Raw genomic sequence first — 21,584 nt, forward strand, 5'->3', positions numbered from 1 at the left:
GAGGTCGAGCCGCGCCGCCAGGCGCGCCGCCTCGGCAGCCGGCATGCTGCCCGCGGCCGCGATACGCGCGCGCCGCTGCGGCGCGAAGCGGCAGGCGAGCAGGATGTTGTCGCGCGCGGACAGCCAGGGCAGCAGGTTGAAGAGCTGGAACACGAAGCCGACGTGGTCGGCACGGAAGCGGTCGCGCGCGCCCGCCGACAGCGCGCCGAGCGCCTGCCCGCCGACCTCGACCGTGCCGGCCTGCGGCAGGATCACCCCGCCGACCAGCGACAGCAGCGTGGTCTTGCCGCTGCCGCTCGGCCCGCGCAGGAAGACGCGCTCACCGGCGCCGAGCTGCAGCGCGTCGATCGCCAGGCAGTCCTGCGCGCTGCCCGGCCAGCGGTAGCGCAGGCCGGAGATGCGCACCGCCGGCGTCGGGTGCGCTCGCACTGCCGCGCTCACAGCGCGAGCGCGGCGGCGCCCGAGGTGAGCACACCGCCCCCCTGGCCGCGCGGGGTGGCGAACTCGGCGCGCACGCGCTGCAGGCGCGGGAAGTGCTTGAAGACGCGCAACTCCAGCCGACGCAGCGCCTCGGGATGCGCGCACTCGAAACCGTAGCTTGCCACCATGTCCTCGTGATCGCCGCGGGCCGGCCGGTTGTGGTCGCGTGTTTGGCCCCGACCGTGTTCGCGCCCGCTGTCCCACCACGGCGATTCGATGCCGACCTCACGGATCACGCAGCCAGCTTCCGACGGGAGCGCGAACACCGCCTCGCTGTCGAGCAGGAGGCGCTCCGCATCGGCGAGCGCACCGCGCTGCGTCTCGTTCGCCGGCGCATGCTCGAAGCCGACGAGGTTGTCGAGCGGCGAGATCAGCTCCAGCTGCAACATGCGGCCTTCCAGTACAACGGTCAGTTCGGCGACGCCGTGCTGGTGTGCGCCATGCGCATGCTGTGCCGGCGCGGCGACAGGGAGCGCGAGGGCCAGGACGATGACGCTGGAGAGGAGGATCGGACGCAAGCAGGCTGGCATGGTCGTGGGAAGTGGAGACAAGCGATTCGGGGCGCGTGACGAGTGCTGAAAACCATGCAGCGCGGGGCACGCAAGTCTAATGCTACAATGTTGCATCAAAAGCGACCACCCTGCCACAAGAGCCGTTTCCCCGCGCCCCGCCGCAACAGGCTTCGATATGCCCCTGCACGAACACCCTGCCGCCACCGACGCTGCCCGCGAGCTCATCGCCGCACGCGGCGGCCGCGTCACGCGCACGCGGGTGGCGGTGATCCAGGCCTTGCAGCGCAGCGCCCATCCGCTCTCGCACGACGAGCTCGGCGCCGCGCTCGACGGGGCGGGCATCGCCCACGACCGTGTCACCCTCTACCGCGCGCTCGACTGGCTGGTGGAACAGGGTATTGCGCAGCGAATCGCGGGGGGCGAACGCGCCTGGCGCTTCGAGATCCGCCGCGACGGCGACCACCGCCACGCCCATTTCCACTGCGAGCGCTGTGGCCAGATCGTGTGCCTGGAGGACGTGTCCGCCGCCGCGCCGACCCTGCCCGCCGGCTTCGCGGTCGCACGCGCCGAGCTGGTGCTGCATGGCGCGTGCGCCGATTGCGGCCGCGAGGGCGTGGAGAGGAAGGAACGATGAAGCGCGCGCCCCCCGTCCTGCACGGCACCGATCCCCAAGCCGACGACGACACGCGCCCCTTCCCGGCACGTAGCCTGCTGGGCGCGGGCCTGGCCGCGCGCCTCGCCCTGGTCGCCGGCGCGCTGGCGCTGCTATGGGCGACCGTGCTGTGGGCCTTGCAATGAACCGCCTCGCGCTGCCGATGATCCGCCTCGACAACCTCACCCTGGGCTACGACCGCCACCCGGCGGTGCATCACCTGTCGGCCGAGATTCCCGCGGGCGCGCTCGTCGCCGTGGTGGGCCCCAACGGCGCAGGCAAATCCACCCTGCTCAAGGGCCTCGCCGGCGAGCTGCGGCCGATCGGCGGGCGCATCCTGCTGCCCGAGCTGCCCGCGGGGGGACTGGCCTACATGCCACAGCGCGGCGAGATCGACCACAGCTTCCCGGTGTCGGTGTTCGACGTGGTCGCGATGGGCCTGTGGCACGAGATCGGCGCCTTCGGCGGCGTCTCGCGCGAGCAGCGCCGACGCGTGCGCGCCGCGCTCGAGGCGGTGGGCATGGCGGGCTTCGAGTCGCGCCCCATCGGATCGCTCTCGGGCGGCCAACTGCAGCGCGCGCGTTTCGCCCGCCTGATGTTGCAGGACGCGCCGCTGATCCTGCTCGACGAGCCCTTCGCGGCCATCGACAGCCGCACGGTGGACGATCTCGTGGAGCTGATCCTGGGCTGGCACGACGAGGGCCGCACCATCCTCACCGTGGTGCACGACCTCGAGCAGGTGCGCCGCCACTTTCCGACCGCACTGCTGCTGTCGCGCGAGCCGGTGGCCTTCGGCCCCACCGCCGAGGTGCTGACGCCCGAGCGCCTGGCGCGCGCGCGCCGCCTGTCGGAAGCCTTCGACGAGCTCGCGCACGAATGCCACATCGAGGAGTTGACAGTCGCGGTGGCGCCCGATGCGGCGGCACATCCGCACGCGCATGACCATGGACATGCGCACGACGAAGGCCACGGCCACGCCCATCCGCACCCCGCGGCACACACCGCGCCGCGTCCGCGCCGCGGCCTTCCCCGCCACTGAATCCGCAACCCGCGCCAGCAAACCAGGCCTTCGCAGTGTTCGACCTCCTCATCTCCCCCTTCACCGAGTTCGCCTTCATGCGCCGCGCGCTCGCCGGCTGCCTGGCGCTCGCGCTCGGCGCCACGCCGGTGGGCGTGTTCCTGCTGCTGCGCCGCATGAGCCTGATGGGCGACGCGATGAGCCACGCCATCCTGCCCGGCGCCGCGCTCGGCTACCTCGCCTTCGGCCTGTCACTGGGCGCGATGACGGTGGGCGGCATCGTCGCCGGCCTGGTGGTGGTGTTCGCCGCGGGGCTGGTGACGCGCGCCTCGGTGCTCAAGGAGGACGCCAGCCTGGCCGCCTTCTACCTGCTCTCGCTCGCCGCGGGGGTCATGATCGTGTCGCTGCGCGGGCAGAACCTCGACCTGCTGCACGTCCTCTTCGGCTCCGTGCTCGGGCTCGACGACGCCTCGCTGCTGCTGATCGCGAGCATCGCCAGCGTGACCCTGGCGAGCCTGGCGCTGCTGTTCCGCCCGCTCGTCATGGAGTGCTTCGACCCCGCCTTCCTGCGCGGGGTGAGCCGGTGGTCGCCGGTGGCGCACTACGGCTTCCTGATGCTGGTGGTGGTGAACCTGGTGAGCGGCTTCCACGCGCTCGGCACGCTGATGGCGGTAGGCATCATGATCCTGCCCGCGGCCGCGGCGCGCCTGTGGACGAACGGCCTGCCGATGCTGCTGCTGCTCGCGGTGCTGTTCGCCTTCGGCAGCGGCGCGAGCGGGCTGCTGCTGTCCTTCCATGCCGACGTGCCTGCCGGGCCGGCGATCGTGCTGGTGTGCGGCGTGGTCTATTTCGTGTCGCTGCTCGCGGCCCCCGGTGGCCTGCTCGCCGGACGCCTGCCGGTACGGCACCACCTCGAGTCGTGAGGCCCGATGTCGCCTGCGGGCAGCTCGACTGCTCCGGCAGGAGCGACGCGGAGACGTGATGGCTCTTGTGGGCGCGACGCAAGTCGCGATCGCAGCGCTTGGTCAGTCGCCGACACGAGCGACCGCCCTGCGACCGGAGTCGCGACTTGCGTCGCTCCTACGAATGCGATTGCGGCGGAAATCCGCGGTGGGGCCCTGCGGCTCGAGTACACCTTCTTTCCTTTCTTCAACCCGGACCCGACGACGATGAGATTCCCCTACCGCTTGCGCCGCCTGCGCACCCTCGCGGCCTGCGCCGCCCTGCTCCTGGGCGGCAGCGTCCACGCCCAGGCGCTCGAAGTGGCGACCAGCTTCAGCATCCTCGGCGACCTCGTCGCCCAGGTCGGCGGCGAGCGCATCAAGGTGCGCACCCTGGTCGGTCCCGACGAGGACGCCCACGCCTTCCAGCCGCGTCCCTCGGACGCGCGCGAGATCGGCAAGGCTGCGCTGGTGGTGGTCAACGGCCTCGGCTTCGACGACTGGATGACGCGGCTGGCGCGCGCCGGCGGATTCAAGGGGGCGGTGGTGGTGGCGAGCGCGGGGATCTCGACGCTGGAGATGAGGCGCGACGACGGGCACGACCATGGCCACGATCATGGCAAGGGCAAGGCGGTCGACCCGCACGCCTGGCAGGACGTGGCGAACGTGCGCCGCTACGTCGCCAACATCGCCGCCGCCCTCGCCACCGCCGACCCGGACGGCGCGGCCACCTACCGCGCCGCGGCCGCACGCTACGACGGCGAGTTGGAGGCGCTCGACGCGGAGATCCGTGCCGCCTTCGCGGCGCTGCCCGCCGAGCGCCGCAAGGTGGTGAGTTCGCACGCGGCCTTCGGGTACTTCGCGCGCGCCTACGACATCCGCTTCCTGTCGCCCGTCGGCGTGGCGAACAACGCCGAGCCCACCGCCAAGGGCGTGGCCGGCCTGATCCGCCAGCTCGCGGCGGAAAAGGTGCCGGCGGTGTTCATCGAGAACATCGCCGATCCTCGCCTGATCGAGCGCATCCGCAGCGAAAGCGGCGCGGTCGTGGGCGGCACGCTGTATTCCGACGCACTGTCGAAGGCCGACGGCCCGGCGCCCAGCTACGTACGCATGATGCGCGCCAACCTGGCGACGCTGCAGAAGGCACTCGCGGCACCCGAGCGCTGAACCGGATCGGTTTCCACGGAGCGGCGGCGGGTCTCGGGGCGCGGGGGATCGCGACTTGCGTCGCTCCTACCGGGGCTCGGGGGCGGCGGAGCGTTCTTGCGGGAGCGACGCAAGCCGCGATTGCGGCGCCGCCGTTCGCGCCATCGCCCATTGCCGGCCCGGACCCGGGGCAGCTCAGCGGCTCGAGGCCGCCAGCATCGCCCCGGCGCCGACGAAGAGGCCGCCGAACAGGCGGTTCTGCAGGCGCAGCAGGCGCGGGTCGCGCAGCAGGGGGCGGAAACGCGTGGCGAGCAGCGCGTAGCAGGACATCACCATCACGTCGACCCCGACCATGGTTGCGCCGATGATCGCGAACTGCGGCCACTGCGGCCGGTCGGGCACGATGAACTGCGGCACCAGCGCGGCGATGAACACGATCGCCTTCGGGTTGGTCAGGTTCACCAGGATGCCCTGAGCGTAGAGCTGGCGGCGCGACTGCACCCGCACGCCCTCGCCGTCCCCGTCGATCGGCTCGGGCGGCGAGCGCCACTTCTGCACGCCGAGCCAGATCAGGTAGGCCGCGCCGGCGAATTTCACCACCGCGAACGCCGTCTCCGAGGTCGCGAGCACCGCACCGACGCCGAGCGCCACGACGCCGAGTTGCAGCAACAGCGCGATCTCCAGGCCGGTGATCGCGCGCAGCGCGGCGGTGTAGCCGTAGCGCAGGCCGGTCGACATCGACAGCACGGCGCCCGGTCCCGGCGAGACCGCGATCACCAGTGCGGCGGCAACAAAGCCAAGCCACATCGTCCAGCTCATGGAAGTCTCCGGCAGACTCGTCCAGCGAGTTCGTTCAGGCGAAGATGCTGTGCAGCATCTTGGCACACAGCAGGACCAGCATCCCGGCAAACACCTTCTTCAGCGTCGCCACCGGCAGGCGGTGGGCCAGCTTCGCGCCGAGCGGGGCGAAGAAGGTGCTGACCACGGAGACCAGCACCAGCGCCGGCAGGTACACATAGCCGAAGGTGAGCGCCGGCATGTCGGGTGCGCCCCAGCCATTGACCAGGTAGCCGACCGTGCCGGCGAGCGCGATCGGCAAGCCGATCGCCGCGGAGGTACCGATCGCGTTCTGCATCTTGACGTTGCACCAAGTCATGAAGGGCACCGACAGCGAGCCGCCGCCGATCGCGACCAGCGCCGACACACCGCCGATGCCGAGGCCGGCCGCGCTCATGCCGAGTCCCCCGGGCAGCTCGCGCGCGGGCTTGGGCTTGATGTTGAGCAGCATCTGGATCGACACGTAGGCCATGAAGACGGCGAAGAAGATCGCCAGCGGCACGGTGGACACGCGCGCGGCGATGAAAGTGGCGGCGAAGGTGCCGACGAGGATGCCGGGCGTGATCGCGCGCACCACGTCCCAGCGCACCGCGCCACGCGCGTGGTGCGCACGCAGGCTGGACACCGAGGTCAGCACGATGGCCGCCATCGAGGTGCCGAGCGCCATGTGCACCACCTGGGACTGCGGGAAGCCCTGGGCAAGGAAGAAGGTCGTCAACATCGGCACCATGATGCCGCCGCCGCCCACACCGAGCAGGCCGGCGAAGAAGCCCACCGCCGCGCCGAGCACCGGGTAGGCGAGCCACCAGAGGTCGAAGGTCATTGCGTTTCCGTTCGGGTTCGAGGCACGCCGCGTGTTGCAGTGCGCAAGGAGCGGAACTATCGGTCAAAGCCGAGGGGCAGTGCAAGCGGACCGTGGGAATCCTCCCGGGCGGGGCCGGCGCGGACGCGGCGGGATGGGCACGCTGGTACCATCGCGGCATGGCCCTGCCGACACCACGCGACCGCCTTCCCGACCGCGCCCCGCTGCGCAATTACCTGCTCGCCGCGCTGGCGGCGGGTGCGGTGGCGCTGGTCGGTGCGCCGCTGCTCGGGCAGTTCGATCTCGCCAACATCGCCATGCTGTTCCCGCTCGCGGTGCTGTTCGCAGCGATCCGGCTCGGTCGCGGACCGGCCGTGTTCGCCGCCTTCCTGGCGGTGGCGCTGTTCGACTTCTTCTTCGTGCATCCGCACTTCACGCTGGCGGTCTCGGACCTGCAGTACCTGCTGACCTTCGCCGTGCTGCTCGCGGTGGCACTGACCACCGCGGAGCTGGCCGCGCGCCTGCGCCGCGAACGCGACTCTGCCGAGGCGCGTGCGGAAGAGGCGGCACAGGCGCGCCTCGCCGCCGACACCGAGCGCCTGCGCAACACCTTGCTCGCCTCGCTGTCGCACGACCTGCGCACGCCGCTGACCGCACTCGCCGGACTCGCCGAGTCGCTCCCGCTGGCCGGACCGCCGCTGCCGCCGGCGCAGGCCGAGCTGGCCGAGGCGATCCGCGCCGAGGCCTTGCGCACCCATGCGCTCGCGCGCGACCTGCTCGACCTCTCCCGCCTGCAATCCGGGGCGCCGCGCCTCGCGCTCGACTGGCTGGCGGTGGACGAGCTGCTCGGCAGCGCGCTGCAGGCGCGCGCCCACGCCCTGCGCGCGCACGTGTTCGCGCTCGAGCTGCCCGAGGAACTGCCACTGCTGCACGCCGACGCGGTGCTGATGGAGCGGGTGGTGTGCAACCTGCTCGACAACGCGATCGCGCACACCCCGGAGGGAGGGCACATCGTGCTGGCGGCGCAGGTCGGCGCCGGCTGGATCCGCATCAGTCTGTGCGACGACGGTTGCGGCCTGCCGCCGGGGCGCGAGCAGGCGATCTTCGAGCGCTTCGTGCGCGCCCCCCATCCGCGCGGCGCGGCCGACGCAACGACGGCGACCGGCGATGCCGGCACCGGGCTGGGTCTGGCGATCGTGCACGCCATCGTCGCGGCACACGGCGGCAGCGTGAGCGCACACAACCGCGCCGGCGGCGGCGCCTGCTTCGTGCTGCAGCTGCCGCTGCCACCCCAGCCGGACCGACCGCCTCCCGAGGACGAGGCCGGAGCGCCCCCACAATGAAGAGCGCCCAGCCCCCCTCCCCGGTCGTGCTGCTGGTCGAGGACGAGGCCGGCATCCGCCGTTTCGTGCGCGCGGCGCTGGAATCCGAGGGCTGCACGGTGCGCGAGGCCGCCGCGCTCGAGCGCGGCCGCATCGAGCTCGCCAGCCGCCGGCCCGACCTGCTGGTGCTCGACCTCGGCCTGCCCGACGGCGACGGCACGGCGCTGCTGGCCGAGCTGCGCGGATGGAGCGGCATGCCGGTGCTGGTGCTGTCGGCGCGCAGCGACGAGGCCGACAAGGTCGCGGCGCTCGACGCCGGCGCCGACGACTATCTCGCCAAGCCCTTCGGCGTCGCCGAGTTGCTCGCCCGCGTCCGCGCCCTGCTGCGCCGCGCGCTGCGTCCGCCGCAGGCCACGGCGTGCATCGCCTTCGGCGACGTGGAACTCGACCTCGAGCAGCGCCGGGTGACGCGTGGCGGCGCGCCGGTCCACCTGACCCCGATCGAGTTCCGCCTGCTCGGCCTGCTCGCCACCGCAGCGGGTCGCGTGGTGACGCAGCGCCAGCTGCTGACCGGCGCCTGGGGCCCGAACCACGTCGAGCACGCACATTACCTGCGCGTCTATATGGCCGGTTTGCGCCGCAAGCTCGAACCCGACCCGCGCCTGCCCGTCCACATCCTCACCGAACCCGGCGTGGGCTACCGGCTGGTGCCCGAGCCGCTCAGCGCCGCCAGAACGCCGGCGTCAGCACCACCAGCAGGGTGAAGATCTCCAGGCGGCCGAGAATCATCGCAAAGCTCATCACCCAAGTCTGGAAATCGCCCAAGCCCTGGTAGTTGCCCGCCGGCCCCAGCGCGGCCAGCCCTGGCCCGGCATTGTTGATGCAGGCCACCACGCCCGAGAACGCGGTGATCAGGTCCAGCCCGGAAGCGGCGAGGATCAGCGTCAGGCTGACGATGCTGACCATGTACATGAAGCTGAACGCGAGTACCGCGTGCAGCACGTTGTCGGACACCGGCTGCCTGCCCAGACGCAGCGGCACCACCGCGCTCGGATGCAGCGAGCGCACGATCTCGCGGTGAACCTGCTTGTACAGGATGATCGCGCGCATCATCTTGATGCCGCCACCGGTCGAGCCGGAGCAGGCGGCGAAGCTGCTCAGGAACAGGATCCACACCTGCGCGAACATCGGCCACACCGTGTAGTCGTAGGTCGCCAGGCCGAGCGAGGTCGCCAGCGAGACGGCGTGGAAGGAGACGTGGCGGAACGCGAGCGCGCCATCCCGATAGGCGCCCGATTCGAGCAGATACACGGTCAGAAAGACCACGGTGACCCCGAGCACGCCGAAGAACCAGCGTAGCTCGGGGTCCTCGCCGTAGGGGCGCGGCGTGCGCCGCACCAGGGCGAGGTAGTGGGTGGCATAGTTGATGCCCGAGAGCAGCGCGAACACGATGGTGACGGTCTCGATCGGCACGCTGTCGAAGGCGCCGAGGCTGGCGTCCCGGGTGGAGAAGCCGCCCAGCCCCATGATCGAGAAGGCATGGATCACGGCATCCCACGGCGCCATGCCGGCCTGCAAGAGCGCGAGGGTGCAGCCTGCGGTGAGCACTACATAAACGCCCCACAGGCCCTTGGCGGTCTCGGCGATGCGCGGGGTGAGGCTGGACTCCTTCATCGGCCCGGGCGTCTCGGCGCGGAAGATCTGCCGCCCGCCGATGCCCAGCAGCGGCAGCACCGCGACCATCAGCACGATCACGCCCATGCCGCCCACCCAGTGCATGAAGCAGCGCCACAGGTTGATCGACACCGGCATCGTGTCGAGCCCGGTAAGCACCGTGGCACCGGTCGTGGTGAGCCCGGAGGCGGCCTCGAAGTAGGCGTCGGTGAACGAGAGTTCCGGAAGGTAGAACAGCAGCGGCAGCGCCCCGAACACCGGCGTGATCAGCCAGGTCGCGGCCACGAGCAGGAAGCCGTCGGAGACGTGCAGGTCGCGCCGCGCCCGCCGGCCCGCGGCCCACATGAGCAGCCCGGTCGCGAAGGTGGCGAGGATGGCGAGGTCGTAGGCCTCGGTGGCACCGTCTTCGAGCGCGAAGGACACCGCGAGCGGAAAGCCCATCACCAGCCCGAACAGCATCAGCATCATGCCGAGCACACCGAGGACGGGGAAATAGGCTTGCATCGCGACAAGGACGGCAAACGCCGCGAGACTGTGTATGGACGCTGCGGATACTAGGCGGCCATGCGTAAAGATTGCGTTAAGAGTTTGCAGTGCAGCATGAGCGTGAGGCGCAGGGAGCGAGGTGTCGGGCGCGTGGACGTGAAGAGGGCGCGGTGATCGCTCACCGCGCCCTCTTGTAAGGCCCCCCGCCTGTGCCGTCTCCGCCGGGCATCCTGAACCTTGGGTTCAGGGAGGTCGCGTCCCTTCCGCTTCAGGATCACCCGGCGAGGGGCGTTCACACCAGCGGCATCGATGGTTGGCGACCGAGTCTCTCGACTATTGGTTCAAGGAATCTACGACTTCGACGAACACTGCAGGGGATTGACCGGTACTGCTCGAACTGCCTTCAGAAAAGCTTGTCCTGCTGCCCCAGAACACCGTCCAGGCGCGCTTTCATGAGACCGATTCTACGCTTCATGCCCGGCATGTCAAACCCGTTGCCGCGCTGGTGCAGGAGGAACTCGTGGGCGATGTTGAGCGCGGTCATGACCGCCAGCTTTTCGCCGGAGGAGCCGGTGCGGGCACCGATCTCACGAAGCTTGTCGTCGAGGAAGGCGACGGTGGCGAGCAGTTCGTCGCGCGATTCGGGCGTGCAGGAGATGCGGTACTCCTTGCCCAGCAGCATCATGTCGAGGTGATCGGCGGACATCGCTTCAAGCCTCCGGCAGTTTGTCGAGCAGGCCCGCGAGGCGGTCCGCGGCGACGCGGACCTTGTCGGAGAGCCGGCGATTCTCGCCCTCGAGCTGCACGACGCGACCGCGCAGGGCGGCGTTGTCGGCCTTCAGGCGCTCGTAGTGGCTGATCAGGTGCTCGAGCTGGGCTTCGAGCTGTGCGAGTTCGGTATCCATGGCGTCGATGGTAGTGAGCGGCCGATGACGGGTCAATCGGCCGGGGTCGATCAGCGCTGGACCTGGGTGACGTCCCGCACCGCGCCGGTGTCGGCCGAGGTGGTGAGCGCGGCGTAGGCCTGCAGCGCGGCGGAGACCACGCGTTCGCGCTTCACCGGCTTCCAGGCCGCATTGCCCTTCGCCTCCATCGCGGCACGACGGCGGGCGAGCTCGGCGTCGGCGACGGCGAGGTGGATGCGGCGCGCGGGGATGTCGATCTCGATCGTGTCGCCGTCCTCGACCAGCGCGATCGCACCGCCGCAGGCCGCCTCGGGCGAAGCATGACCGATCGACAGGCCCGAGGTGCCGCCCGAGAAGCGTCCGTCGGTGAGCAGCGCGCACTGCGCGCCCAGGCCGCGGCTCTTCAGGTAAGAGGTGGGATAGAGCATCTCCTGCATGCCGGGGCCACCCTTCGGGCCTTCGTAGCGGATCACCACCACGTCGCCCGCCTGCACCTGCTCGCCGAGGATGCCCTCCACCGCGTCTTCCTGGCTCTCGTACACCCTGGCCTTGCCGGTGAACTTCCAGATGGATTCATCCACCCCGGCGGTCTTCACGATGCAGCCCTTCTCGGCGATGTTGCCGTAGAGCACGGCCAGCCCTCCGTCGGCCGTGAAGGCATGTTCCTTGTTGCGGATGATGCCGTGCTCGCGGTCGGCGTCGAGCGACTTCCAGCGCCGGTCCTGACTGAAGGCGACCTGGGTCGGCACCCCGCCCGGCGCTGCACGGAAGAAGGTGTGCACCGCTTCGTCTTCGGTGCGCTTGATGTCCCACTTGTCCAGGGCTTCGGCCAGGCTCGCGCTGTGCACGGTCGGCACATCGGTGTGCAGCAGGCCGGCGCGGTCGAGTTCACCGAGGATGGACATGATGCCGCCGGCACGATGCACGTCCTCGATGTGCACGTCGGCGATCGCGGGCGCGACCTTGCACAGGCAGGGCACGCGGCGGCTGACGCGGTCGATGTCCTTCATCGTGAAGTCCACGCCGGCCTCGCGCGCGGCGGCGAGCAGGTGCAGCACGGTGTTGGTCGAGCCGCCCATGGCCACGTCCAGGCTCATCGCGTTCTCGAAGGCCTGGAAGCTGGCGATCGAGCGCGGCAGCACCGAGGCGTCGTCCTTTTCGTAGTAACGACGCGCGAGATCGACGATGCGGCGGCCGGCTTCCTTGAACAGGCGCTCGCGGTCGGCGTGGGTGGCGAGCGTGGTGCCGTTGCCGGGCAGCGACAGGCCGAGCGCCTCGGTGAGGCAGTTCATCGAGTTGGCTGTGAACATGCCAGAGCACGACCCGCAGGTCGGGCAGGCCGAGCGCTCGATGGCGTCGACTTCCTCGTCCGAACACGACTTGTCGGCCGCCTTGACCATCGCATCCACGAGGTCGAGCGAGATCACCTTGGCTTCCCACTTGACCTTGCCGGCCTCCATCGGACCGCCGGAGACGAAGATCGCCGGGATGTTCAGGCGCAGCGCGGCCATCAGCATGCCCGGGGTGATCTTGTCGCAGTTCGAGATGCACACCAGCGCGTCCGCCGTGTGCGCGTTGCACATGTACTCGACGCTGTCGGCGATGAGCTCGCGCGAGGGCAGCGAATACAGCATGCCGCCGTGGCCCATGGCGATGCCGTCATCGACCGCGATGGTGTTGAATTCCTTGGCGACGCCGCCGGCGGACTCGATCTCGCGCGCGACGAGCTGACCGAGATCCTTCAGGTGCACGTGGCCGGGCACGAACTGGGTGAAGCTGTTGGCGATCGCGATGATCGGCTTTTCGAAGTCGCCGTCCTTCATGCCGGTGGCGCGCCACAGGGCGCGGGCGCCCGCCATGTTGCGGCCGGCGGTGGACGTGCGGGAACGGTACTGGGGCATGGGGCGCTCCGGGAAATCGGCGGGAAAGGGTTCGATTCTAACGCGCGTGGGGCGAGCGTCGGCAAGCTGCGGTGCATGCGGGGACGCCGCGGTGGGGCGGACGATCCGGCTGGCGTATCATCCGAAGTCCGACACCGCAGGAGGCTCCATGCAGGACACGACCCCCACGACCGAGGCCGGCTTCGACCTCGACCCGGCCGAGATCCGCGTGCTCGGCGTGCTGATCGAGAAGTCCTTCATCACCCCCGACGCCTATCCGCTGTCGATCAACGCCATCACCACCGGATGCAACCAGCTCACCGCGCGCGAGCCGGTGATGAGCCTGTCCGAGGCCGAGGTGCAGGACGCGGTCGACCGCCTGATCGTCCGCCGCCTGGTGTCCAAGCGCGACCAGCAGAGCGCGCGCGTGGCCAAGTACGAGCACCTGGTCCGCCTGCGCCACTCGTTGCCGCCGGCCGAACAGGCCGTATTGGCGATCCTGCTGCTGCGCGGCGCGCAGACCGCGGGCGAGCTGCGCCAGCGCTGCGAGCGCCTGCACCGTTTCGACGACGTCGCCGCGGTAGATGCCGTGCTCGAGCACCTGGCCGAGAAGTACCCGCCGCTGGTCGCCGAGCTGCCGCGTGCGCCCGGCACCAAGGAGACCCGCCACGTTCACCTGCTCGGCGGCGACGCCGCGGTGCAGGAGATGGCCGAGGCGCAGTCCGTCGGCACGGCAGGCGGCGGGCGCGGGCGCATCGGGGAACTCGAGGACGAGGTCCGCCGTCTGCGCGAGGAACTCGAGGCACTGCGCGGAGCGTTCGCGGAGTTCCGCAAGCAGTTCGACTGAAGGCCGGCAGCCCTGCGCTCGGCGCCTCACACCTGACACCTCACACCTCGCGCCTCGCGCCTCGCACACTCCATGCTCGTCCACCCCCAATTCGACCCGATCGCCTTCTCCCTCGGCCCGCTTTCGGTGCGCTGGTACGGGCTGATGTACCTGGTCGCCTTCGTGCTCTTCGTCGTGCTCGGCCGCCTCCACGCGCGGCGCCGTCCGGAACTGGGCTGGGACGAGCAGGGGATCGACGACCTCCTGATGTACGGTGTGATCGGGGTGATCGTGGGCGGGCGCCTCGGCGAGGTGTTGTTCTTCCAGCCCGGCTACTATCTGCAACACCCGGGCGAGATCCTCGCGGTGTGGAAGGGCGGGATGAGCTTCCACGGCGGCTTCCTGGGCGTGCTGGTGGCGATGTGGCTGTACGGTCGCCGGCACGGCAAGGGCTTCTGGCAGGTCACCGACTTCATCGCGCCGCTGGTGCCGACCGGGCTGGCGGCCGGGCGGCTCGGCAACTTCATCAACGGCGAACTGTGGGGCCGGCCGGCGGAAACGGAGCTGCCGTGGGCCATGATCTTCCCCTGGGTGGATGCGCTGCCGCGCCATCCCTCGCAGCTCTACCAGGCCGCTGGCGAGGGTTTGCTGCTGTTCCTGCTGCTGTGGTCTTACTCGGCCAGCCCGCGCCCGCTGCGCGCGGTGTCGGCGATGTTCCTGGTCGGCTATGGCGCGCTGCGCTTCGTCGCGGAGTTCTTCCGTACGCCCGATCCGGGCATCTTCGGCACCTTGTCGCTCGGCCTGTCCACCGCACAATGGCTTTGCGTGCCCATGGTGCTCGCCGGGCTGCTGATGCTCGCCGCCGCGCGCACGCGCGGGACCGGAAGGTAGGCGGGGCTGCGGCAGGGACGTGAATATCGCACACAGTCCATTCGCAGGCTGCACAAGCGACTCCCCAAAGCGGGCTATCATGTAAGCACGATATCCGAACTGAATCGGACAGGAGGACGACATGGGCGGTGCAGGACTGGTCTCCCGGGGGCTGAACCGCGTTCGCGAGCTCGTCGCGAGCGCCGCGCATTTGGGCAAGCCCCCGGATGAGAGCGACCTCGAGCGCCTGCGCACGCAGTTGCAGGAGTGCGCCGAGGGCCGCGGCGGCGAAGTATCGACGCGCCAGCGTGCCGCCCGCCTGGCCGAGACCTATCTGCGCCTGGACGACGTCGGCCGCCACGCCTTCCTGCGCCTGATCGCCCACGAGTTCGGCCCCGATCCGGCGCGGGTGGCGCAGGCGCACGCCGCCTACCAGGCCGCGGTCGGCACGCCGCGGCAATGGGACGCGGAAGCCGAGCTGCGCGCCGCGCTGCGCTCGCGCCGGCTGCGCATCCTCACCCAGTTCAACGCGATCCCGCAGGGGGTCAAGTTCCTCGTCGACCTGCGTGCCGACCTGCTGCGCTTCATCGCCGACGATCCGCTGCTCAAGCCGCTCGACCGCGAGCTCGAGACGCGCCTGTCGGCGTGGTTCGACGTCGGCTTCCTGGAACTGCAGCGCATCACCTGGAGTTCGCCCGCCGCCCTGCTCGAGAAGCTCGTCGAGTACGAGGCGGTGCACGAGATCCGCTCCTGGAAGGACCTCAAGAACCGGCTCGACTCCGACCGCCGCTGCTACGCCTTCTTCCATCCGCGCATGCCGCTCGAGCCGCTGATCTTCGTTCAGGTCGCACTGCTCGAGGAGATCGCCGACGACGTGCAGCGCCTGCTCGACATCGAGGCGCCGCTCGCCGATGCGAGCCGGGCGACGACCGCGATCTTCTATTCGATCAGCGCCACGCAAAAGGGCCTGCGCGGGGTGAGCTTCGGCAACTTCCTGCTCAAGCGGGTGATCGACGACCTCAAGCGCGACTTTCCGCGCCTGAAGACCTTCGCCACGCTGTCGCCGATGCCGGGCCTGGTGCGCTGGGCGCAGCGCGACCCGGAGGCCTTCGCCGAGGCCTTCACCGCCACCGACTGGAAGCGCCTGGCGACGCTCGGCATCGAAGGCGTCGACTCGACGGGCCTCGCCGCGGTGCTCGCCGGCGACCCGGCGTGGGTCGAGGACGAGGCGCTCGCCGAGTCCTTGCGCGAGCCCCTGCTGCGGCTGGGCGCACGCTACCTGAGCGAGGCACGCCGCGGCGACCGCCCGGTCGACACGGTGGCGCGCTTCCACCTCGGCAACGGTGCCCGCATCGAGCGCCTGAACTGGCTCGCCGACCGCTCGGACAAGGGCCTGCGCCAGTCTTGGGGATTGATGGTCAATTATCTGTACGACCCGGACCGCCTGGAAGCCAACCTGGAGAGCTTCGCTGCCAACGGCAGCATCGCAGCCTCGTCCGCGGTGCGCAGGCTCGCCCGGCGCTGAGGTTCGCGTGCCGCCCGAAACATCGCCGAGCTCGTTCGCCCTCTGCCCCTCGTCGATCCGCATCCGCCTGTTGCTCGCGAGTACGGTGGTGCAGGTGGTGTTGCTGAGCATGTTGCTCGCGAACAGCGTGCGGCTGATGAACAACGCAATGTCGGCGAGCCTGGAGACGACGATCGGTCAGACCGCGAGCATGCTGCACGCGATGGCCACCGCCTACGGCGAGCAGGGCCGGCTCGACGGGCTCGAGGACGTGCTCGGCGAGCTTCTTGCCGACGCCGACGAAGGCCTGCTCTATGTGCGCATCCGCGACGCGCGCGGTCATCTGCTGGTGAGCGCCGGCATGCCCGGGCTGGAGCAGGTGCCGGAGCCGGACGAACAACGCCACCGTTTCTTCGAGACCCTGCTCGCCGACGACCTCGTGCATGTGCGCCGGCAACTGCTGCTGCCGCGCAACCAGGTCGGCGTGCTGCAGTTCGGAGTCTCGGTCTCGGTACTCGCCGCGGCCCGCGAGGCGATCATGCAGCAAGGCCTGGCGATCGCGATCGCGGAGATCCTGCTCACCTTCGTCCTGCTCTCCTCGCTCGGCTATCTGCTCACCCGCAACCTGCGCCTGCTGCTGGAGGGCAGTCGTGCGATCGCCAACGGCTTCCTCGCGCACCGCGTCGAGTCGCGTGGCAAGGACGAGCTGGCGGTGATCGCCAACCACTTCAACCTGATGGCCGAGGCGCTGCAGAACCGGATCGCCGAGCTGCAGGATACGGCGGTGCGCCTGCGGGCGAGCGAGGAGCGCCATGCCCTGGCCCTGCGCGGGTCCAACGACGGCCTGTGGGACTGGGACATCGACGCCGACGACGTCTATTACTCCGAGCGCTTCTGCCAGATCCTCGGGGTCCAGCCGGGAACCCTGTCGAACCGGCCGGAGGACATGCTCGCCTACCTCCACCCCTACGAGCGCGACGCCTACCGCCAGCGCCTGGTCGAACACCTCAAGGGCGACAGCAACCATTTCATCATGGAACTGCGCGTCCGCTTGCCCGACGGCGCCTACCGCTGGGTGCTGATGCGCGGAGTCGCCGATCGCGACGAGAACCTGCATGCCTACCGCATGGCGGGTTCGCTCGGCGACATCGACCTGCGCAAGCGCGCCGAACAGCAGCTGGTGCACGATGCCTTGCACGACGGGCTCACCGGCCTGCCCAACCGGGCAATGTTCATCGAGCACGCCAACCGCGCGCTTGCCCAGCGCCGGCGCGGGGACCTCACCCAGATCGCAATCCTGGCGATCAACCTGGAGCGCTTCAGCCTGGTCAACGACAGCTACGGGCACCTCGTGGGCGACGAACTGCTGCGCCGGATCGGTGCCCACATCGCGGCCCTGATGCGCGATGGCGACGTGTGCGCGCGGGTGGGGGGTGACCAGTTCGCGGTGCTGCTCAACGGTGTGGAGAGCTCGATCGACGCGCTGCGCATCTGCGAGCAGCTGGTCGCGCTGCCGGCCTTCGCACCCGACGACGACGGTCAGCAACTGCACCCGCGCTGCCGGGTGGGCGTCGCCATCAGCGACAACGAGCGCGAGGACGCCGAATCGCTGCTGCGCGATGCCGACAACGCACTGCACAAGGCCCGTCGCAGCGAGCGGGGGCCGATCGAATTCTTCCACACCGAGATGCACGCCGCCGCGGTGCGCGCGCTGCAGGTCGAGGCCGAACTGCGCAAGGCGCTCACCCAGGGCGGGCTGCAGGTGTGGTACCAGCCCATCGTCGAGCTCGCGAACCTGCGTACGACCAGCTTCGAGGCCCTGGTGCGCTGGCCGCACCCGACGCTCGGCCTGCTCTCGCCGGGCGAGTTCATCCCGCTCGCCGAGGCGCTCGACCTGATCCACGACATCGGCACGCTCGTGCTCGAGCGCGTGTGCGCCGACCTGCGCGAATGGGCGGGCCGGCTGCCAGCCGACGCGCCGCTGCGCGTCAGCGTGAACCTGTCCGCGCGCCAGCTCGCACGCCCGGATCTCGCCGCCGAACTGCTCGCCGCCATCGACCGTGTCGGCGTGGCGCGCGAACGCATCCGCTTCGAGGTCACGGAGAGCGTGCTCGCCCATCCGGACGGCCCGGCGATCGACCACCTCCATGCCCTCCGCGCCGCCGGACTCGACATCCTCATCGACGACTTCGGCACCGGCTACTCGACGCTGAGCTACCTGCACACGATGCCGTGCAACCAGGTCAAGCTCGACGGCTCCTTCGTGCGCTCGCTGCCGTACGACCAGCGCCTGCGCGCGATCGTGCGGCACAGCATCGAACTCGCCCACGACCTCGGCATGACCGTCGTCGCCGAGTGCATCGAGGATGAGGCCCAGCTTGAGATCCTGCGCGCGATGGGCTGCGACTTCGGACAGGGCTACCTGTTCTCGCGGCCGCTCGACCGCGACGCCACCTTCAACCGCTTGCACAATCCCGCTCCGGAGCGCCGATGACCCCTCGCCGCACCTTGTTGCTGCTCGCCGGCATCGCCGCGCTGGCGTCCAGCCCCGGCACGGGCGCCGCACCCGACCTGCAGGTGTCGGGCTTCGCGACCGCCGGGGCGGTCTACAGCCGCGCGGACGACCTGGAGTTCGCCCGCGTCGGGATCGACGCGCCGGGCGGCAACCGCGTCGACACCGGGCCGGACTCGGTGCTCGGGGTACAGCTCGGCTGGCAGTCCGGTGACGGCACCGGAGCGGTGCTGCAGGTCGTGACGCGCGAGACCCAGCGCGGCGACTACACGCCGCGGCCTGCCCTGGCCTTCCTGAGCCACGCCCTGAGCCCCGCGCTGACCGTGCGTGCCGGGCGCCTGCGCAGCCCCTTCTTCATGCTGTCCGAGACCGCCGACATCAACTACAGCCAGCCCTGGGTCCGCCCGCCGGCAGAGGTCTACGCGCTCAACCCCTTCGCCGACATGGATGGCATCGACCTGCTGCATCGCAGCCCGATCGGCGGATCCTTCATCGAGCTGCACCCGTATCTTGGCAGCAGCCGCATCCCCGTGATCGGTGGCGGACGCGCGAATCTGCGCCGGCTGCGCGGCCTCACCGTGACGCTGGAGCGCGACGAGTTGAGCTTCAGCGCGAGCCACGCGGAGGCGGAGCTGGCGGTGATCCGGACCTCGCAGTCGTACCGGGACCTCGTCGACACCTGGCGGATCCCGCCCGACCTGCAGGCGCGATTGAGCGGGAAGGGTGCCCACGCCAGCTTCAGCTCCCTCGGCATGCAGTGGGACGACGGGCGCTGGCGGGTGATCGCCGAGCTCGGGCGCCTGCAGGCGGACGCCTTCGTCAACAGCGCGACCGGAGCCTATGTCGCGGTCGGGCGGCGCTTCGGCGCATGGATGCCTTATTTCGGTCTCGCCCGCCAGCGCCAGGACGCGCCGCTGGCCGACCCCGGGCTGGCGGACTCGCCACAAAGCGCCGCAGCGGTCGCGGTCTTCAACCGCTCGCGCAACCAGGCCCAGCGCAGCGTGACCCTCGGCACGCGTTGGGACTTCACGCCGAATTCGGCGGTGAAGGCGGAATTCAGCCACATCGAAACCGATCGCGGCGCGCACGGCAGCTTCATCGCGCGGGGCAACCCCTTCGCCCCCGGTCTCGACGATCGCAGCATCAATCTGCTGAGCGTGTCGGTCGATGTGGTGTTCTGATCCGGCGCGCCTGCTCCGACGGCTCGGCCTCGCGCCGATGCTGACGCTCGTGCTCGCCCTCTGGCAGGCCGGAGCGCACGCGCAAGGCGTCGTCCTGGTCAGCGCCCACGCCGGAGGCATCGCCGAAGTCGACCGCGAGACCGCCGCCCAGCTCTACCTCGGCCGCCGCACCACCCTGCCCGACGGGCGTGGCGTCCGCCTGCTCGACCTGCCGGCTGGCGCCGAACGCGACCTCTTCTATCAGCGCCTGACCGGCAAGAACCCCAGCCAGATCCGCGCCTACTGGTCGCGGATGGTCTTCACCGGGCGCGCCCATCCGCCCCACGAGGCGGCCGACGCGGCCGACGCGCTCGGCCGCGTGCTCGCCGACCCGAACGCGCTCGCCTACCTGCCTGCCGCCTCTGCCGCCAACCAGCCCCTGAACGTCCTGATGCTCCTGGAGTGAAGCCAGCGGGCAGCGGATGCGCGCCGGCATTGCATGCGTCGGCGACTCGTGATTTAATGCGAATCATTCGTATTTTTAACGTCGTTCGATCATGCAACCTTGCGAATTCCCCGTTTCCGCCGCCATGCCGGCCAGCCGGCCCGATGCGGATTCGACTGCACAGCGGCGCCCCCTGCTCACCAGCAAGGAGCTCCTCGGCGGCCGGCGCGAGTTGCGGATCGAGCACGAGGGCAGCGAGTACATCTTGCGCACGACGCGCAACGGCAAGCTGATCCTCACCAAATGACCTTCCAGGCGATGCCATATCGGGGCAAAACCCCGTCAGGAGGCTAGACTATGTACGTGTGCGTATGCAACGCGGTCACCGAACGCCAGATCCACCACGCCGCGGCGCAGGGCGCGCGGACCCTGCGCGACCTGCGCCATTCGCTCGGCGTGACCGCAGAGTGTGGTCGCTGCGCCCGCTGCGCGCACGAGTGCCTGCGCTCGGCCGTACCCGCCACGCCCCGCCCGGGCGTGACCGCGCTGTTCGCAGGCATCGCTCCGGCATTCACCGCATCCCTGGAGGCAACATGAAAGGCGACAAGAAAGTCATCCAGTACCTCAACAAGCAGCTCACCATCGAACTCACCGCGATCAACCAGTACTTCCTGCATGCGCGCATGTACAAGAACTGGGGTTTCACGCGGCTCGGCAAGCACGAGTACGACGAGTCGATCGAGGAGATGAAGCACGCGGACATGCTGATCGAGCGCGTACTCTTCCTGGAGGGGCTGCCCAACCTGCAGAATCTCGACAAGCTGCTGATCGGCGAGAACGTGCCCGAATGCATGCAGGGGGATCTCAAGCTCGAGCTCGGCGGACGCGCCAACCTGATCGAGGCGATCGCCTACTGCGAGTCCAGCAAGGATTACGTGTCGCGCGAGCTCTTCGAGCACATCCTGGAAGACACCGAGGAACACATCGATTACCTGGAGACGCAGCTCGGTCTGGTCGACAGCGTCGGCCTGCAGAACTACCTGCAGTCGCAGATGGACCCCGGCGCCTCCTGATCCCGGCCCGCCCGATCGCTCCCGACCAACCCAACGCTGCCTCCGCGGAGGCGGCTCGTCGCCTCCGCCCCGATGCACCCAGCTGCCCAAGCATTGTCGCTGTTGCCTTCCCCTTCGCCGTCGCTGTCCACGGATCCTGAGGCGCAGCCCATGCGCGCCCCTGCCTCCGGAGCGGAAGTCGCTCCGCGCCCGACCGCGGCAGCGCGCGGGAGCTCGCCGCTGCGGCGCGGCGCCCTCCTCGGCCTGATCGTCGCCGCCCACCTCGGCGGGCTGGCGATGCTCGCCAGGCTCGCCGGCGAGCGCCCCGTGCCCGCCGAGTTGATGCCGATCCAGGTCGCACTCATCGCAGCGCCCGCGGTCGCCGAGCCCTTACCGGCGCCTCCCGAACCCGTCGTAGAGCCGCCGCGCCCGCCTGAACCTCGGCCGGTGGCGCGCCCGCCCGAGCCCACGCCGCCAACCCCGCCGATGGTGAAGAAGCCGACGCCCAAGCCCGTGGTGAAGAAGCCGGCGCCAGTCACCGAGTCGCCCACCGCGCTGAG

General features: G+C 70.1%; 24 protein-coding genes, 1 other RNA gene and 1 pseudogene. 17 read left to right on the top strand and 9 right to left on the bottom strand.

Going from position 1 to position 21,584, the window contains the following annotated elements:
* Nucleotides 1-429 (bottom strand): ATP-binding cassette domain-containing protein (locus tag C665_RS11245; protein ID WP_040829080.1); only part of this gene is annotated, 429 nt, incomplete at its 3' end.
* An 8-nt stretch (nucleotides 430-437) separates the two neighbouring features.
* Nucleotides 438-998 carry a DUF2796 domain-containing protein gene (locus tag C665_RS11250; protein WP_004309841.1) on the bottom strand — a complete coding sequence of 187 codons (561 nt, stop codon included), beginning with the start codon at nucleotides 996-998 and terminating at the stop codon, nucleotides 438-440.
* A gap of 169 nt (nucleotides 999-1,167) precedes the next feature.
* Between C665_RS11250 and C665_RS11255 the strand changes: the two genes are divergently transcribed.
* The 5 genes from C665_RS11255 to C665_RS11270 all read left to right on the top strand — a co-directional run bounded on the left by C665_RS11255 (nucleotide 1,168) and on the right by C665_RS11270 (nucleotide 4,770).
* On the top strand, nucleotides 1,168-1,626 hold the full coding sequence (locus C665_RS11255; protein ID WP_004309844.1) for a Fur family transcriptional regulator: 459 nt from the start codon (nucleotides 1,168-1,170) through the stop codon (nucleotides 1,624-1,626).
* Nucleotides 1,623-1,790 carry a hypothetical protein gene (locus C665_RS20885; protein WP_004309846.1) on the top strand — a complete coding sequence of 56 codons (168 nt, stop codon included), beginning with the start codon at nucleotides 1,623-1,625 and terminating at the stop codon, nucleotides 1,788-1,790. Before C665_RS11255 ends, C665_RS20885 begins: the two co-directional genes overlap by 4 nt.
* Nucleotides 1,787-2,683 carry a metal ABC transporter ATP-binding protein gene (locus C665_RS11260; protein WP_004309848.1) on the top strand — a complete coding sequence of 299 codons (897 nt, stop codon included), beginning with the start codon at nucleotides 1,787-1,789 and terminating at the stop codon, nucleotides 2,681-2,683. Before C665_RS20885 ends, C665_RS11260 begins: the two co-directional genes overlap by 4 nt.
* Nucleotides 2,684-2,718: 35 nt before the next feature.
* Nucleotides 2,719-3,585, top strand: coding sequence for a metal ABC transporter permease (locus C665_RS11265; protein ID WP_004309850.1), 867 nt, complete (start codon nucleotides 2,719-2,721; stop codon nucleotides 3,583-3,585).
* Nucleotides 3,586-3,831: 246 nt separating this feature from the next.
* A complete protein-coding gene (locus C665_RS11270) occupies nucleotides 3,832-4,770 on the top strand; it encodes a metal ABC transporter solute-binding protein, Zn/Mn family (RefSeq protein ID WP_004309852.1) in 939 nt (312 codons plus the stop codon).
* Nucleotides 4,771-4,944: 174 nt separating this feature from the next.
* Here C665_RS11270 and rhtB read toward each other — a convergent pair whose 3' ends face one another.
* Together rhtB and C665_RS11280 are read right to left on the bottom strand one after the other, a co-directional pair.
* Nucleotides 4,945-5,568, bottom strand: coding sequence for a homoserine/homoserine lactone efflux protein (rhtB, locus tag C665_RS11275; protein WP_004309854.1), 624 nt, complete (start codon nucleotides 5,566-5,568; stop codon nucleotides 4,945-4,947).
* A gap of 34 nt (nucleotides 5,569-5,602) precedes the next feature.
* Entirely contained in the window at nucleotides 5,603-6,409 is an 807-nt protein-coding gene (locus C665_RS11280) for a sulfite exporter TauE/SafE family protein (RefSeq protein ID WP_004309855.1), read from the bottom strand.
* A 158-nt stretch (nucleotides 6,410-6,567) separates the two neighbouring features.
* Here C665_RS11280 and C665_RS19875 point away from each other — a divergent pair, with 158 nt between their 5' ends.
* Together C665_RS19875 and C665_RS11290 are read left to right on the top strand one after the other, a co-directional pair.
* A complete protein-coding gene (locus tag C665_RS19875) occupies nucleotides 6,568-7,731 on the top strand; it encodes a sensor histidine kinase (RefSeq protein WP_004309856.1) in 1,164 nt (387 codons plus the stop codon).
* Nucleotides 7,728-8,474 (top strand): response regulator, encoded by a 747-nt coding sequence (locus C665_RS11290; protein WP_004309857.1) that lies wholly within the window; start codon nucleotides 7,728-7,730, stop codon nucleotides 8,472-8,474. Before C665_RS19875 ends, C665_RS11290 begins: the two co-directional genes overlap by 4 nt.
* Here the strand turns inward: C665_RS11290 and C665_RS11295 are convergent.
* From C665_RS11295 to ilvD, 5 genes are all read right to left on the bottom strand, one after another.
* A complete protein-coding gene (locus C665_RS11295; RefSeq protein ID WP_004309859.1) occupies nucleotides 8,431-9,888 on the bottom strand; it encodes a TrkH family potassium uptake protein in 1,458 nt (485 codons plus the stop codon). The genes C665_RS11290 and C665_RS11295 overlap by 44 nt on opposite strands.
* A 178-nt stretch (nucleotides 9,889-10,066) precedes the next feature.
* A non-coding RNA gene (gene ssrS / locus C665_RS20260) (6S RNA) lies at nucleotides 10,067-10,250 on the bottom strand.
* 23 nt (nucleotides 10,251-10,273) lie between these two features.
* Complete coding sequence (locus C665_RS11300; protein WP_004309870.1) at nucleotides 10,274-10,576, bottom strand: cell division protein ZapA; 303 nt, start codon at nucleotides 10,574-10,576, stop codon at nucleotides 10,274-10,276.
* Between the two features lie 4 nt (nucleotides 10,577-10,580).
* On the bottom strand, nucleotides 10,581-10,775 hold the full coding sequence (locus C665_RS11305; protein ID WP_004309871.1) for a coiled-coil domain-containing protein: 195 nt from the start codon (nucleotides 10,773-10,775) through the stop codon (nucleotides 10,581-10,583).
* 50 nt (nucleotides 10,776-10,825) lie between these two features.
* Nucleotides 10,826-12,676 carry a dihydroxy-acid dehydratase gene (gene ilvD / locus C665_RS11310; RefSeq protein ID WP_004309872.1) on the bottom strand — a complete coding sequence of 617 codons (1,851 nt, stop codon included), beginning with the start codon at nucleotides 12,674-12,676 and terminating at the stop codon, nucleotides 10,826-10,828.
* 148 nt (nucleotides 12,677-12,824) lie between these two features.
* Here ilvD and C665_RS11315 point away from each other — a divergent pair, with 148 nt between their 5' ends.
* From C665_RS11315 to C665_RS11355, 10 genes and pseudogenes are all read left to right on the top strand, one after another.
* Nucleotides 12,825-13,502, top strand: coding sequence for a YceH family protein (locus C665_RS11315; protein WP_004309873.1), 678 nt, complete (start codon nucleotides 12,825-12,827; stop codon nucleotides 13,500-13,502).
* Nucleotides 13,503-13,574: 72 nt separating this feature from the next.
* Nucleotides 13,575-14,372: a prolipoprotein diacylglyceryl transferase gene (gene lgt / locus C665_RS11320; RefSeq protein ID WP_004309874.1), complete on the top strand. Its 798-nt coding sequence runs from the start codon at nucleotides 13,575-13,577 to the stop codon at nucleotides 14,370-14,372.
* 121 nt (nucleotides 14,373-14,493) lie between these two features.
* Nucleotides 14,494-15,876, top strand: a complete 1,383-nt coding sequence (locus tag C665_RS11325; protein WP_004309875.1) for a malonyl-CoA decarboxylase domain-containing protein — start codon at nucleotides 14,494-14,496, stop codon at nucleotides 15,874-15,876.
* Between the two features lie 7 nt (nucleotides 15,877-15,883).
* Entirely contained in the window at nucleotides 15,884-18,349 is a 2,466-nt protein-coding gene (locus tag C665_RS11330) for an EAL domain-containing protein (RefSeq protein ID WP_004309876.1), read from the top strand.
* Nucleotides 18,346-19,548, top strand: coding sequence for a hypothetical protein (locus C665_RS11335; RefSeq protein ID WP_004309877.1), 1,203 nt, complete (start codon nucleotides 18,346-18,348; stop codon nucleotides 19,546-19,548). Before C665_RS11330 ends, C665_RS11335 begins: the two co-directional genes overlap by 4 nt.
* 37 nt (nucleotides 19,549-19,585) lie before the next feature.
* A complete protein-coding gene (locus tag C665_RS11340) occupies nucleotides 19,586-19,993 on the top strand; it encodes a hypothetical protein (RefSeq protein WP_004309878.1) in 408 nt (135 codons plus the stop codon).
* A 91-nt stretch (nucleotides 19,994-20,084) separates the two neighbouring features.
* Nucleotides 20,085-20,279 carry a hemin uptake protein HemP gene (gene hemP / locus C665_RS20265; protein ID WP_245537160.1) on the top strand — a complete coding sequence of 65 codons (195 nt, stop codon included), beginning with the start codon at nucleotides 20,085-20,087 and terminating at the stop codon, nucleotides 20,277-20,279.
* A gap of 50 nt (nucleotides 20,280-20,329) precedes the next feature.
* On the top strand, nucleotides 20,330-20,569 hold the full coding sequence (locus C665_RS11345; protein ID WP_004309881.1) for a (2Fe-2S)-binding protein: 240 nt from the start codon (nucleotides 20,330-20,332) through the stop codon (nucleotides 20,567-20,569).
* Nucleotides 20,566-21,045 carry a bacterioferritin gene (bfr, locus tag C665_RS11350; RefSeq protein WP_004309883.1) on the top strand — a complete coding sequence of 160 codons (480 nt, stop codon included), beginning with the start codon at nucleotides 20,566-20,568 and terminating at the stop codon, nucleotides 21,043-21,045. Before C665_RS11345 ends, bfr begins: the two co-directional genes overlap by 4 nt.
* A gap of 150 nt (nucleotides 21,046-21,195) precedes the next feature.
* A pseudogene (locus C665_RS11355) lies at nucleotides 21,196-21,584 on the top strand (energy transducer TonB); the annotation flags it as partial.

This window comes from Thauera aminoaromatica S2 (assembly GCF_000310185.1).
In the GTDB taxonomy this organism is placed as follows: domain Bacteria; phylum Pseudomonadota; class Gammaproteobacteria; order Burkholderiales; family Rhodocyclaceae; genus Thauera; species Thauera aminoaromatica.